Raw genomic sequence first — 14,270 nt, 5'->3', positions numbered from 1 at the left:
ATAGCGGACCGGCGCGGCCTTAGGAAGGCGGCGCGCGACAACCGCTGCGCTTGTGGTTCCGTCCATCTGGGATACGGTGTTCGCCAGACGTAATCATGCCGGGTGGGTCACCATGTTCGACGCCTTCTCCTCGGGCCGCGAGGCCTCCGTTCGCAGCGGTCCGTTCGTGGAGGGAGGCGGCGACGCGTCGCCCGACCTGTTCGGCGCCATTTCCAGCTATGGCCTGTGCGCCGGATGCGGCCGGTTCCATGGCGTGGCGGAAGCGGCCGAGGACGGGTCTCAGGGAGCGATCATCAACGCCGACGACCGCGGCGGCACGGGCCCGAACGGCAAGCCCTCGCTTTCGCCGGCCGACGCGGGGGCCCAGATCACGCGATCGAACCTGACCTGGGCGGCCGGCATCGGCCAGCCCGTCACCGTCACGTTCGCGTTCCGCAGCACCGCGCCGACGACGATGCCCGAGGGCACGACGGGCTTCAGCACCTTCAACGCGACCCAGATCGCGGCGACGCTGGCCGCGCTGCAGTCCTGGTCCGACGTTGCGAACATCGTGTTCAACCGCGTTCAGGACGCGGCCAGCGAGTATTCGAACAACGCCACGATCCTGTTCGGCAACTATGCGGACGGCGCCGAAGGCGCGGCCGCCTTCGCCTATCTGCCGGGATCGGCCGGTTCCGTCGCCGCGGCGCTGCCCGGCGCGGTCCAGGGCGACGTCTGGGTGAACAACAGCCTCGGCTACAACGCGACCCCGATCGCGCTGCAGTACGGCCTTCAGGTGCTCACGCACGAGATCGGCCACGCCATCGGCCTGAGCCACCCGGCCGCCTACAACGCGGGGCCCGGCGTCAGCATCACCTACGCCCAGCACGCGGTCTATTTCGAGGACAGCCGTCAGTATTCGCTGATGAGCTACTTCTCCGAGACGCTCACGGGCGCCAGCTACCGCGTGGGCAACCAGCAATACTACTCGGCCGTGCCGCTGCTGGACGACATCGCCGCGGCCCAGCGCCTGTACGGCGCCAACATGACGACGCGGACCGGCGACACCGTCTACGGCTTCAACTCCACCGCCGACCGCAGCTGGTTCAGCGCGACCTCGGGCGCCAGCCTGCTGATCTTCGCGGTGTGGGATGCGGGCGGCATCGACACCTTCGACTTCTCCGGCTACGCCCAGAACCAGGTCATCGACCTGAGGCAGGGCGCCTTCTCCAGCGTCGGCGCTCTGGTGGGCAACGTGGCGATCGCCATGGGCGCGGTGATCGAGAACGCGATCGGCGGCGACGGCGCCGACCAGATCCGCGGCAACTCGGCCAACAACCGGATCACGGGCGGGGCCGGCAACGACGTCATCGACGGCGGCCTGGGTTCGGACACGGTCGTGTTCAGCGGCAACCGCAGCCAGTACACCATCACCTGGAACGGCCAGATCGGCACGGTGACGGGGCCGGACGGCACGGACACGATCACCAACGTCGAGTTCCTGCAATTCGCCGACCAGACCATCGCGGCCGCTCCGACGGGCGGGCTGACCGTGGCCGGCGATCCGACCGACGACACGATGAACGGCACGGAGTTCGCCGACAACCTGGGCGGTCTGGCCGGCAACGACACCATCAACGGCCTGGGCGGCGACGACGTCCTGAACGGCGGTTCTGGCAACGACACGCTGAACGGCGGCGAGGGCGACGACGTTCTCGACGGCGGCCTCGGCAACGACGCGCTGAACGGCGGCAACGGGCGCGACACGGCCGACTATCGCCTCGCCTCGGGCGGCGTGACCGTCAACCTGGCGACCGGGACGGCGAGCGGCGCGGCCGGGAACGACACCCTGTCAGGCATCGAGGACGTTCAGGGTTCCACCTACAACGACGTGCTGACCGGCGACGGGAACGCCAACGTCCTGCGCGGGAACGGCGGCATCGACACGCTGAACGGCGGCGGCGGCGCGGACACCCTGATCGCGGGCGCGCCGGCGGAGTCGGCGGCCGACGACGTGGTGAAGGGCCAGGGCACGGCCAACGGCTCCTTCTTCGAGGCGGTCGACCTGAACGGAACCTTCGACCTGCAGAGCAACGCCGACATCCGCAACGCGACGACGGTGCCCCACTCGACGATCCGCGGGACGTCGCACGGCGCCCAGGAGTTCTACGCCTTCACCGTGACGGCGGGCGACCAGATCGTCATCGACGTGGACGGCGCGGGCTTCGACACCGTGCTGAGGCTTTATGGCCCCAGCCAGACGGTGCTCGTCACCAACGACGACGCGGCGGGCGCCGACGTCGACGGCGGCGCCTCGACCGACTCCGCCATCACCTACACGGCCACCGAATCCGGGACCTTCTACATCTCGATCTCGCGCTGGGTCTCCGGCAGCGGCGGCACCCTGGTGACCGGCGCTCCGCCGGCGGGCGCGACCTACACGATCCACGTCTCGGTGCCGAGCCAGACGCCCGTCCCGATCACCCTGCGCGGCTCGACCCTGAACGGCGACGACGGCGACGACTCCCTCGTCGGCGGCGTCGGCGCGGACGTGCTGAACGGCGGCGAGGGCAACGACAACCTGACGGGCGGGGGCGGCTCCGACGTCTTCAACGGCGGCGGCGGCTTCGACACCCTGAACGCCACCGGAGCGGGCGCCGTGATCGTCGATCTGGCGGCCGGCACGATCAGCATCGGCGGCACGGCCTCCACCGTGTCCGGCGTTGAAGCCGTGATCGGCGGCACCGCCAACGACGTCATGCGCGGGGATGCCGGAGCCAACACGCTGAACGGCGGCGCGGGCAACGACGTCCTGACCGGCCGCGGCGGCAACGACGCGATCATCGGCGGCGACGGCTACGACGTGTCGGGCTACGCCGGGGCGCGGAAGGGCTATGCGACGGTCAACTCCACGACGGTGGCGGGCGGCCGCGAGGGCGGGACGGACACGCTGACGGGGATCGAGGCGGCGGCCTTCGTCGACGGCCTGACCACGTTCAACGCCGACAGCCAGGCGGCGCAGCTGATGCGGCTGTATTCGGCGGCCTTCGACCGGGCCCCGGACGCGGAGGGCTTCCACGTCCAGCTGGACGCGCTGGAGGGCGGGGTGTCGATGGCGGAGATGGCCCGGCGCTTCCTGACCTCGGACGAGTTCGTCAGCCGCTTCGGGACCCTGACCGACGTCCAGTACGTCCAGCGGCTGTACCAGAACGCCTTCGACCGTCAGCCGTCCAACGCCGAGATCAACGACTGGCTGGCCTATCTGAACGCGGGCAACACCCGTCAGGCCCTGATGCTGGTGATCGCCGAGTCGGCCGAGAGCCGCACGGCGACCTGGTCGACCCTGTCGGCCGGCCTGTGGGTCGGCGACGCCGTGACCGAGAGCCTGGCGCGGTTGTTCGACACCGTGTTCGACCGCCTGCCGGACGAGAACGGCCTGGTCACCTGGCGGGCGTCGATGGCCGGGGGGGCGACCCTGCTGGACGTGGCCACGGCCTTCCTCGCCTCGGCCGAGGGGCAGGCCCGCTACGGCGGCCTGTCCAACGCCCAGTTCGTCGAGGCGGTCTATCAGGCGGCCCTGAACCGCGCCGCCGACGCCGGCGGCCTGGCGGCCTACACGGCCGGGCTGAACGCCGGGACCATCACCCGCGCCCAGATGCTGGCCGAGGTGTCGGAATCGGCCGAGCACCGCGCCCTGTACCTGCCCAACCTGGTCGGCGGCGTCTCGCTGCAGGCCGCCGCCCCGGCCCCGGTCGAGACCGGCGCGAAGATCGTCCACGACGAGGCCGGGCCGCAGGTGCTGCCGGGTCTGGACGACGACGGCAAGGACGACGGGGCCGGACCGCAGACCGTGCCGGCCGATCCGGAGGCCTCGGGGTCCAGGGACGCCGGCCCGCAGATCCTGCCGGGGCTGGAGGCCGACGCCGGATCGAAGGAGGACGGCGCCCAGGTGCTGCCGGGCCTGCCGGACGACGCGGCGGTCTCCGCCAAGGACGCCGGACCGCAGGTCCTGCCGGGTCTGGACGACGACGCCTTCCTGCCGATGCCGGCGGCCGACGCCGGTCGGGAGTGGGCCGGGCTGTCGGCCCGTCTGGACGGCGACGTGGCGCGCGAGCTGCCGGTCTTCGCCGCCGACGACTTCCTGCCGGTGACGCCGAAGGACGCCGGCGCGCAGATCCTGCCGGCCGAGACCGGTCTGGACCTCGACGCCCTGTTCGCGGCCTCGCCCGCCGAGCTGGCGCTGGAAGAGGCGATGGCCGCCCTCACCCCCGACCCGCTGAAGCCCGCCGCCCTCGACGTCGAGGACAGCTGGCACCAGCTGCCGACCCACGACGCCTTCCAGTAAGGGGTCAGGTCAGGCGAGACGACCTTCGGGCGGCTGGAGACCCCAGCCGCCCGAAGCGATTCCGGCCTGGAAATCGGCGCGGGCCGTGAGGTCGTCGGCGGCGCAGACCATGAATCCGATCACGCCGATCTCGACGCGTTCTCCTCGATGCGGATCGCGGCCGTCCGGGGCGGCGGTCAGGCGCAGACGGATCGGGCCATCGGGTCCGGGCGCGACGGCGTCCAGCACGACCCATCTCACCGCATCGGCCAGGACGTGACCCGTCGTGGCGGCGCAGTGGTCCAGCCGGACGCCGTACGCCCGTCCCTCCCCCGGCGCGTGCAGGCCCAGATGCACCCGCAGCGGCGTGCCCTTCGGCAGGCCGAGGCGGAAGACCAGATCGGCGCCGCTGGCCAGCGCCCGGCATCCCCACGCCTCGGGCGCAGCCCAGCCGGGGCCGTCGCGGAAGATCTCGTCGGCGCTGTCGCCGGGCCCGATCCCGAGCGCCAGCGACCTCGACAGACGGTGAAGCCGGCCCGGCACGGCAAGCGGCCATTCCCGCGGCGACGCCGCTCCGGCGGCGGCCCAGTCGTCGATCGCCGCCAGCATGTCCCGGCCCAGCTCGCTCCACGGGCGCGGACGGAACCGCTCGCGGATGCGGCGCTCCAGCAACCCGCGCCACCCGTCGTCGAAGCTCAGACGCTCCATCGCCTCGGTCAGGCCGTCGAGGTCGCCGGGCTGGAAATAGACCGCCAGGTCGCCGCCCGCCTCGGGCACCGAGGAGCGGTTCGACGCGAGGACGACCTTGCCGTGGCTGAGGGATTCCGTGACCGGCAGGCCCCAGCCCTCATAGAGGCTGGGGTAGAGGGTGAAGCGGCAGGTCCGGTACAGATGGTCCAGCCCGGCGTCCGGCACGCCCGACAGGATGAGCACGTGTCGGGCCAGCGCGGGATCGGACCGCAGGCGGGCGAACACGGCGTCGTTCAGCCAGCCCTTGCCGCCGACGCAGACCAGCTTCGGCGTCCTCGAAGGGCCGTGGGCCGCCAGCATACGCTGGAGGGCGGCCAGCGCCTCGACGTGGTTCTTTCGCGACTCGATCGTGGACACGAACAGCATGAAGCCGCCGGGCGTCAGGCCGTGCCGCTCAAGAACCGAATCTCCCCCCTCCTGACCCGGCTTGCGGAAGTCGGCGTCCAGCCGGACGGCGCGCACCCGATCGGGCGGGACCTCCACGCCCAGCCGGCGGGCCACGGCCAGCAGGTCGGCGCGCGAGGCTTCGGAATTGGTCAGGAAGGCGTCGGCATGGGCGAAGACGCCCAGCGCCCAGCTGACGAAATCCCGCACCAGCGGCTGGACGCAGTGCTCGGGCGCCATCACCGGGATCATGTCGTGGACGAAGGGCACGTAGCGCACGCCGAACCGGCGCTGGGCCTCGCGGACCTTGAGGAAGTAGTTCTGCAGCCACCAGGAGGTGCCGAGGTTGATCAGCCAGGCGCCCGTCGGGAAGTCCAGCGCGGGCGCGAGGGCCAGCTCGGTGCGCAAAGCCGCGAGCCGCATGCGCCAGCCGGGTTCGGTCAGGTCGCCGCCGCCGAGAGCGGCCTCGGCGATGTCCAGGAACATGTCCGGCGGGACCCCGACCCAGTCGTCGCGGGTTTCGTCGAAGGCGCAGACCCGGGTACGCGGCTCCGTGCGCCGGTCGTTCAGCAGCGCGGACAGGACCTCGATCTGCACCCTCTGGATGCCCGTGGGCAGGCGCGAATGGGCGAAGTAGCCGATCAGGTCCGATACGTCGAAGACGGCGATCGGTCCCTCGGCCCGGGACGGCGCCAAACGGGGCAGGGCCTCCAGCCCGGCCCGAACCGCCTCGACGGCGTCGCGGGGGGCGTCGTCGCCGAGGGCGTCGAGCGCTTCCTGAAACGCGCCGGACAGGGCCGCGGCGTCGGCCGAGAACAGCCGCGTTCGCCGCGACGGTGGACGGACGGCCCGGGCGGCCTCGCGCCGCAGGTCGTCCGGCACGACCGCGCCGCGCGCCAGCGCCCCTCTCAGACCCCCGACGGCGTCCGACAGCGACCGGTCCAGTGACGCGGCCCGGGCATAGGCTTCGGCCGCCTCGTCGATCCGGTCCTGAAGCGACATCAGGTGCCCCAGCTGCATCCAGCTGTCGCCCACGGTGGGGCGGAGGGCGAGCGCCCGCCGATAGGCCGATTCCGCCGCGTCGCGGCGTCCGGATTCCTTCAGGGCATGGCCCTGCTGCACCCAGAGGTCGTCGCGCGTCGGGTCGAGCTCGAGGGCCTCGGCGTAGAGCCGGGCGGCGCGCGTCCAGTCCCGCGCGTCGCGGGCCGCGTCGGCGGCGGCGACGCGTTCGGCCAGCGCCTCGCTCACGCCGCCCTCAGCCAGGCGTAGACGTCCAGCGCCTCGCCCACGTCCTCGAACACCCGGCCCTTGCCGCCCTCGATCACCAGGGCGCGGTCGCAGTGGTCGCGGATGAGCCGGTCGTCGTGGGAGGCCATGACGAAGGCGCGGTCGGCGCGGCGATCGAACAGCTCCACACGGCACTTTTCCTGGAAGCGGGCGTCGCCGACGGCCACGACCTCGTCGATCAGGTAGCAGTCGAACTCGACCGCCAGCGACAGGCCGAAGGCGAGGCGGGCGCGCATGCCGTCGGACCAATGCTTGACCGGCCGCTTCATGGCCTCGGCGCCCAGTTCGGCGAAGTCCTCGACGCGCTCCAGCGTCCGCTCGAAGGGCCGGTCGTAGAGGCGCGACAGGAAGCGGACGTTGTCCAGCCCGGAAAGGCTGCCCTGGAAGCCCCCGCCGAAGCCGATCGGCCATGACGGGCGCATGCGCCAGGCGACCGTGCCGCGCGTGGGCGTCCAGGCGCCGCCGAGGATGCGGATCAGGGTCGACTTGCCCTGGCCGTTGCGTCCGAGGACCGCGAGCCGTCCCGCGCGGGCCAGGTCGAAGTCGAGGTCGGCGAACACCGGACGCGCCGCCCTGGGCCAAGCCTTGGCGAGGCCGCGCACGGTCAGTCCGGGCGGGGCGCCGAGGGCCCTCATGCCGTCTGCCTGTGCTCGCGCAGGCCCAGCACCAGCAGCCGGCCGACGCCCCAGATCAGCAGGCTGGACAACAGGACGATCAGGATGGAGCGCCAGCGCCGGGGCCGGGTCGCCTCGTCCGCGGCCAGGGGTCCGGCGACGCGTTCCAGATACAGCGACTGACGCCGCGCCTCCTGTCGGGCCTCGACGAGGGCAGTGGTCGCCTCCGCCAGCTGGCGATCGGCGAACTGACGTTCCAGCACGAGGTCCTCATAGGCCGAGACCTGGGGCGCCAGACTGTCGGCGGCGCCCGCGATCTTGGCCCGCTCGGCGGCGATCTGGCGTTCCAGAGCCCGGATGCGCCCGTCGAGGCTGGGCAGTTGCGGGCTCTGCGGCGCCTCGGCGGCCAGCTGGGCGCGGTCGGCCCTGAGCGTGGCCAGCTGGGTGGTCAGCGCCACGATCACCTGGCCACCCGCCTCGGCCGCGCCCTGCGGGTCGATGAAGCGCTGGCGGTTGCGGAAGCCGGTCAGGCGCGAGGACGCCAGCGCCAGCCGCGCCTCGGCCTCGTCGACCGCGCGGGTGGCCTCGGCCACCGCGTCGGCGGCGGCGCGCTCGTTGAGCCGGTTGACCAGGCGCTCGCCGCCCTGAAGCAGGCTCTCGGCCAGACGCCGCGCGTCCTCCGGCCGATAGGCCTCGACGCGCAGGACGCTGATGCCCGTGGTGGAGTCGTAGCCGACGGTGACGAAGCGGCGGTACGCCCGGTGAAGGCCCTCCACCGAACGCCCCTCTCCGAAGCGGGGCCAGCGCGAAAACGGGTCGGCGCCCGGGGCGCCCAGCACCGCCTCCAGCCGCGCGCGGTCGCGCAGCTCGACCACGGCGTCGCGGGAACGCATCCAGTCGTGGACGGCGAAGGCGTCGGTCTGGGCCGGGGCGAGGCCGACGCCCTGCAGGGCGAGACCCATGGAGGACGGCGTGGGCTGCTGTCCCGCCCGGACGATGAAGCGCGCCTCGGACACATAGCGGGGTGACGCGACGAGGAGGAAGTAGACGAGGGCGACCAGCGTCGGCAGCGCGACCACCAGCAGAAAGCCCCACGGCAGGCGGCGGTCGGAGAACGGCAGGCGCGAGCGGCGGCGCGCGGCCTCCATGCGGGGAAAGAGGCCGGTCACAGGGGCGGCGGGGCGTTCGGGATCGCTCATGGGGTCCGCCATCGGGGCCGCGCCCTACTCCGTTTCGAGCCGGTCACGGGCGCCGGCGGTCAGGGCCAGACCCAGAAGGATCAGGATCCCGCTCCAGACCGAGGCATAGACGGGATTCCAGTGGGTTTCCACGAATTCGCCGAAGACGCCGGCACGCAGCATCTCGACCGCGTGCGGCAGGGGAATCCACAGCACCGCCTCCTGAACGGCGGGCGGCAGCCAGGACACCATGAAGAAGGCCCCCGAGATCGGGATCATGGCGTAGGTCAGCAGCGGCACGATCCGCTCCATGACGGCATATCTCTGGGCCAGGCCGGCGAAGATCAGGGCCAGGCCGAAGCCCATGAGACCGAGCAGGCCCCATCCGCCGTACATCAGCGTCCAGTCCTGCGGCGGCCCGACCTGGCCGAGGGCCGCCAGCAGGACGTAGACGGCGGCGAATGCGGCGGTGGCGCCGAGGAACTCCAGCAGATTGCGCGCGAGATAGAGATGCAGCACGGCCACCCCGCGGTGCATGAGCAGGCCCTGGTTGGCCGAGAGGGCGTTCAGGCTCCAGCCGATCTGATGCCGGAGCAGCAGCAGGGCCATGTAGCCGGTCATGACCATGGGCCCGAGCCGGACGCCGTGCTCGTACTCCGGCCGGATCAGCGCCCACAGGCCCAGCACGCCGAGGCAGAAGAGCAGCGGCTCGCCGACCAGCCACAGGAAGCCGAGGCCGTCCCGGCCGAAGCGGGTGATGAGCTCGCGCATCATCAGGGCGCCGACGACGCGGGAATGGGACTGCAGGGCGCGGACGGAACTCACGCCGGCACGATGCGGGGCCGGGGCGGGGCGCGCAAGCCGCCGTTGACGCCGGCCCGCGCGGTGGGCACCTCTGGACGATGAGCGACGGGACCATCGCGATCATTCCGGCCCGGGCGGGGTCGACGCGGCTGCCGGGCAAGAACGTGCGGCCGATGGCCGGCCGGCCGATGATCGCCTGGACGCTGGACGCGGCCCTCGGCGCCGCGACCCTGGACCGGACCGTGGTCTCGACCGACGATCCCGCGGTGGCGGAGGTCGCCGCCGGGATGGGCCTGGCCCCGCCCTTCCTGCGCCCGGCGGAGCTCAGCGGCCCCGACGCCTCGGTGATCGACGCCGTGGACCATGCGCTGCGTACGGTGGGCGGGGACTGGGATCTGGTCGTGCTGCTGCAGCCGACCTCGCCCCTGCGCACGGCGGCGGACGTCGATCGCGTGGTGCGGGCCTGTCGGGACGCCGGCGCGCCGGCCGCGATCGCCACCTCGCCCTTGCCGAAGCCGCCCGCCTTCTATGGCCGCCTTGCCGACGGTCGGCTGGAGCCGCCCGGGCTCGAGGTCGAAGACGTGCGGATAATCAACGGCGCCGTGTACGTGGGCCGACCCGCCGCCGTGATCGCCGCCGGGACCTTCCGGGTTCCCGGTTGTCTGGCCGTGGACCTGCCCGCCGATCGCGCCTGGGACGTCGACACCGCCGAGGAGTTCGCGGCGTGCGAATCCCTTCTGTTCGCCCGTCTGGGGTGAGCGTGACCCCGGAACCACGGTCTTCCGCCTAAACCGAAGCGGCGCCGTTCTGGCTCGACCGTGGCCGTCGGCGCTGGTATGCAACTTGTGAGGCGGCGTGTCCGCCGCACATATCGTGAACAGGGCTGAGGGATTTCCGATGCGTCTCAAGGGTATTTATCTGGCGTCCGGCGCCGCCGCCGCCATGGCGCTGTCGGCCGGCGCGGCTTCGGCGGATCCGCTGGGCTGGTACGGCGCGATCGACGCGGGCTGGCACAAGGCCGACGCGTCGGCGTGGGACTTCGACGGCACGGGCTCGGAATATGAGTTCGAGCTGGCCGAGGACTGGGCGGCGTTCGGCCGTCTGGGCTACCGCTTCGACCAGAACTGGCGCGTGGAGCTGGAAGGCGGCTATCGCGGCGCCGACATCGAGACGGTCGACAAGCTGGGCGGCGGTCTGCCGACCGGCATCTGCCAGCCGAGCCCGGCCGGCGCCTGCGAGGGCCCGGACGGCACGATCGACGCGGCCACGCTGATGGTCAACGTGATCTACGACTTCGGCGACGACAGCTGGGGCATCCGTCCGTTCGTGGGTCTGGGCGCCGGCGTGGCGCGGATCAACACGGACTTCATCGGCACCCAGGAAGGCCAGCGCGGCTTCACCATCGCGGCCGACGACTCCTCCGCCAAGCTGGCGGCGCAGGCCCTGGCCGGCGTGTCGATGGCTCTGGGCGAGCGTCTCGACCTGGACCTGACCTACCGCTACCTGATGACCGACTTCGAGTTCGACTCGATCGCCTCGGGTCCGGTGAACTTCGGCAACTTCGAGGGCCCGTATGAGGACCACTCGCTGACCCTGGGCCTGCGCTGGGCCTTCGGCGCCGAGCCGGTCGTCGTGCCGCCGCCGCTGCCGCCGGTCGTTCCGCCGCCGCCGGTCGTGCGTCCGCCGGCCCCGGTGCCGCCGACCCCGCCGCAGCCGCCGCGTCCGGCCCCCCGCCAGTTCGTGGTCTACTTCGAGTGGGATTCGACCGCCCTGTCGGCCGACGCCAACAACGTGATCGCCCAGGCCGCCCAGTACGCCGCCTCGGGTCGTCCGACCTCGATCCTGGTCGTCGGTCACGCCGACACCTCGGGCTCGGCCCAGTACAACGAAGGCCTCGCCATGCGCCGCTCGCGCACCGTGGCCGACGCCCTGGTCGCCCGCGGCGTCAACTCCGGCGTCCTGCGCGTCGACGGCCGCGGCGAGCGCGAGCTGGCCCGTCCGACCGCCGACGGCGTCCGCGAGCCGCTGAACCGCCGCGCCACCATCGACATCAACTTCTGAGCCCCAAGCACGGAAGCCACGTCGAAAGACTGAAGCAGGGGCCCGCCGGATCACTCCGGCGGGCCCTTCGCCGTTTCGGATGATGCGTCGCCCGGGGCGCCGGAAGGCGAGCGCCGGTCAGGCCTGAAGCCGGCCCCGCTCCCGCAGGGCGGCGACCACCCGGTCCGCCGCCTCTTCCGGCGTCTCCGCGTCGGCCCGGAGATGCAGCTCCGGCGCCTCCGGCCGCTCATAGGGGCTGTCGAGGCCCGTGAAGTTCGCCAGCTGGCCCGCGCGGGCCTTTCGATACAGGCCCTTGACGTCGCGCGCCTCGGCCACGGCAAGCGGCACGTCGACGAACACTTCCAGGAACCGACCCTCGCCCATCAGTTCGCGCGCCATGCGGCGCTCGGAGGCGAAGGGGGAGATCAGGGAGACCAGAACGATCAGGCCGGCGTCGGCCATGAGCCGCGCCGCCTCGGCCGCGCGACGGATGTTCTCGACCCGGTCCGCGTCGGTGAAGCCCAGGTCGCGCGTGAGGCCATGGCGCAGATTGTCGCCGTCGATCAGATAGGTGTGTCGCCCCATGTCATGCAGGCGCCGTTCAACGGCGTCGGCGATGGTGGACTTTCCGGCCCCGGACAGGCCGGTGAACCAGAGCACGGTCGGCTTCTGGCCCTTGGCCGCCGCGCGCGCGGCGGCGTCGACCGTCAGGGCCTGCCGGTGGACGTTGTGCGCCCGCCGCAGGGCGAAGCGGATCATTCCCGCGCCGACCGTGTTCAGGCTGGCGCGGTCGATCAGGATGAATCCGCCGAGCGTCCGGTCCTCGGCATAGGGGGCGAAGGCGATCTCGGCGCCGAGCGAGAGGTTGCAGACGCCGACGTCGTTGAGCTCCAGCGTCTTGGCCGCCAGGGGCACCAGGTCCTCGACCGAGACCCGGCGGCGGATCTCGGTGACCTGGGCCGGGACGGTGCGCGCGCCGATCTTGAGGTCGTAGACGCGCCCGGGCAGCAGCGGATCGTCGCCCATCCAGACCAGATCGACCTCGAACTGGTCGGCCGTCTCCAGCGGCGCGTCGGCGGCGACGAGGACGTCTCCGCGCGCCACGTCCACGGGACGATCCAGCACGACGGAACAGGTCAGACCGGCCTCGCCGGCCTCCACGACCCCGTTTGAACCCACGACCTGGAGCGCCGCCGCGGTCCTGCCGGACGGCTGGACCCGCAAAAGATCGCCCGCCCTGATCCGGCCGGAGGCCACCTTTCCGGCATAGGCCCGGTCGACGCCGTCGCGACGGACCCATTGCACGGGCATGCGGAAGGGTCCGCCCGTCGCCGAGGCGACCGGTGCGGCCTCCAGCCGGTCCAGAAGGGTCGCCCGTTCTACCCATGCCGCCGCGGCGGGGCGCGCCACGTTCTCCCCCGTCAGGCCCGAGACCGGGACGACCTGGACGGCCTTGAGCTCCAGCGCCGACGCGAAGGCCAGCGCGTCCTGCACCAGCTCCTCGAACCGCTCAGGGTCCCAGCCCATCGCGTCCATCTTGGTGACCACGAAGACGACCGTGGGCACGCGCGTCAGGGCGGCGATCAGGGCGTGGCGGCGGGTCTGTGCGGTCATGCCCCGAACGGCGTCGATCAGGACCAGGGCCACGTCGGCCTGGCTGGCCCCCGTCACCATGTTGCGCGTGTACTGCTCGTGGCCCGGAGCGTCGATCAGGTGGAAGTCGCGGCCGGGCGTGGACAGGTAGCGGTGGGCCACGTCGATGGTGATGCCCTGCTCCTTTTCCGCCATCAGCCCGTCGACCAGAGAGGCGAAGTCGAGCGCGCCGTCGGGGCCAGTCGCGGCGGCGGCCACGTCGTCGGGCACGGCGCCGAGGTCGTGCATCAGTCGGCCCATCAGGGTCGACTTGCCGTCGTCGACGGAGCCGCAGGTCAGGACGCGAAGGCGATCGCCGGGCGCGCGGGCCATCAGAAATAACCCTCCTGCTTCTTGCGCTCCATGGACCCCGGGCGGTCCTTGTCGATCAGGCGGCCGGCGCGTTCGGAGGTGCGGGCGGCCCGGGCCTCGGCGGCGACGGCCTCAAGCGTGTCGGCGTCGCTCTCGACCGCGGCGGTCAGGGGCCAGCAGCCCAGGGTGCGGAAGCGGACGCGACGCAGGACCGGCGTCTCGCCGGGCAGGAAGCGCATGCGGTCGTCGTCCACCATCAGCAGCTTGCCGTCGCGGACCACCGTGGGTCGGTCCGCCGCGAGATAGAGCGGCGCCACCGGGATGTCCTCGGCCAGGACGTAGTCCCAGACGTCGGCTTCGGTCCAGTTGGACAGGGGGAAGACGCGCAACGTCTCGCCCGGTTTGAGGCGGGCGTTGTAGAGGTCCCAGAGCTCCGGCCGCTGGCGACGCGGATCCCAGCCGTGACCCGGCGTGCGGACCGAGAAGACGCGTTCCTTGGCGCGGCTGGCGTCCTCATCCCTGCGGGCGCCGCCGAAGGCCGCGTCGAAGCCGCCGGCGTCCAGCGCCTGCTTCAGCCCCTGCGTCTTCCACAGGTCCGTGTGCGCCGACGAGCCGTGGTCGAAGGGGTTGACGCCCTTAGCCTCCGCCTCCGGATTGCGGTGGACGATCAGGTCGAGGTCCGGATCGGCCGCCACCCGGTCCCGGAGCGCATACATGTCCCGGAACTTCCAAGTCGTGTCGACGTGCAGCAGGGGGAACGGCAGGGGGCCGGGCCCGAAGGCCTTCCTGGCCAGATGGAGCAGGACGGCGGAGTCCTTGCCGATCGAATAGAGCAGGACGGGCCGCGCGCATTCGGCCGCCGTCTCGCGCAGGATGTGCAGGCTTTCGGCCTCGAGCGCCCGCAGCAGGGGCGACAGGGCGCGCGCGGGCGTCGTCATGGGGTCTGGGTGGCATTCCCCGGGTCGC

Annotated in this window: 9 protein-coding genes; 3 read left to right on the top strand and 6 right to left on the bottom strand. The window is 72.2% G+C overall.

What is annotated here, in order from left to right:
- Window positions 1–112: 112 nt before the first annotated feature.
- Entirely contained in the window at window positions 113–4,324 is a 4,212-nt protein-coding gene (locus tag EFJ44_RS04490; protein ID WP_125255959.1) for a DUF4214 domain-containing protein, read from the top strand.
- Window positions 4,325–4,333: 9 nt separating this feature from the next.
- Here EFJ44_RS04490 and EFJ44_RS04485 read toward each other — a convergent pair whose 3' ends face one another.
- The 4 genes from EFJ44_RS04485 to EFJ44_RS04470 are packed head-to-tail and all read right to left on the bottom strand — an operon-like array spanning window position 4,334 to window position 9,341.
- Entirely contained in the window at window positions 4,334–6,685 is a 2,352-nt protein-coding gene (locus tag EFJ44_RS04485; protein WP_164511843.1) for a glycosyltransferase, read from the bottom strand.
- Window positions 6,682–7,359, bottom strand: coding sequence for an ABC transporter ATP-binding protein (locus EFJ44_RS04480; RefSeq protein ID WP_125255957.1), 678 nt, complete (start codon window positions 7,357–7,359; stop codon window positions 6,682–6,684). The genes EFJ44_RS04485 and EFJ44_RS04480 overlap by 4 nt, the downstream gene beginning before the upstream one ends.
- Window positions 7,356–8,537: a KpsE/RkpR family capsule polysaccharide export protein gene (locus EFJ44_RS04475; RefSeq protein ID WP_206426859.1), complete on the bottom strand. Its 1,182-nt coding sequence runs from the start codon at window positions 8,535–8,537 to the stop codon at window positions 7,356–7,358. The genes EFJ44_RS04480 and EFJ44_RS04475 overlap by 4 nt, the downstream gene beginning before the upstream one ends.
- 24 nt (window positions 8,538–8,561) lie before the next feature.
- Window positions 8,562–9,341 carry an ABC transporter permease gene (locus tag EFJ44_RS04470; RefSeq protein WP_241209672.1) on the bottom strand — a complete coding sequence of 260 codons (780 nt, stop codon included), beginning with the start codon at window positions 9,339–9,341 and terminating at the stop codon, window positions 8,562–8,564.
- A gap of 77 nt (window positions 9,342–9,418) precedes the next feature.
- On the opposite strand from EFJ44_RS04470, the gene EFJ44_RS04465 reads away from it, so the two are divergent.
- On the top strand, window positions 9,419–10,078 hold the full coding sequence (locus tag EFJ44_RS04465) for an acylneuraminate cytidylyltransferase family protein (protein ID WP_125255956.1): 660 nt from the start codon (window positions 9,419–9,421) through the stop codon (window positions 10,076–10,078).
- 139 nt (window positions 10,079–10,217) lie between these two features.
- Window positions 10,218–11,381, top strand: coding sequence for an OmpA family protein (locus tag EFJ44_RS04460; protein ID WP_125256087.1), 1,164 nt, complete (start codon window positions 10,218–10,220; stop codon window positions 11,379–11,381).
- A gap of 117 nt (window positions 11,382–11,498) precedes the next feature.
- On the opposite strand, the gene cysC is transcribed toward EFJ44_RS04460, so the two are convergent.
- Together cysC and cysD are read right to left on the bottom strand one after the other, a co-directional pair.
- Window positions 11,499–13,325 carry an adenylyl-sulfate kinase gene (gene cysC / locus EFJ44_RS04455; protein WP_125255955.1) on the bottom strand — a complete coding sequence of 609 codons (1,827 nt, stop codon included), beginning with the start codon at window positions 13,323–13,325 and terminating at the stop codon, window positions 11,499–11,501.
- Window positions 13,325–14,242 carry a sulfate adenylyltransferase subunit CysD gene (gene cysD, locus EFJ44_RS04450; RefSeq protein WP_125255954.1) on the bottom strand — a complete coding sequence of 306 codons (918 nt, stop codon included), beginning with the start codon at window positions 14,240–14,242 and terminating at the stop codon, window positions 13,325–13,327. The genes cysC and cysD overlap by 1 nt, the downstream gene beginning before the upstream one ends.
- Between the last annotated feature and the right edge of the window lie 28 nt (window positions 14,243–14,270).

The organism is Brevundimonas fluminis, assembly GCF_003934285.1.
Lineage (GTDB): Bacteria > Pseudomonadota > Alphaproteobacteria > Caulobacterales > Caulobacteraceae > Brevundimonas > Brevundimonas fluminis.
This window is presented reverse-complemented; position numbering and strand designations above follow the sequence as displayed.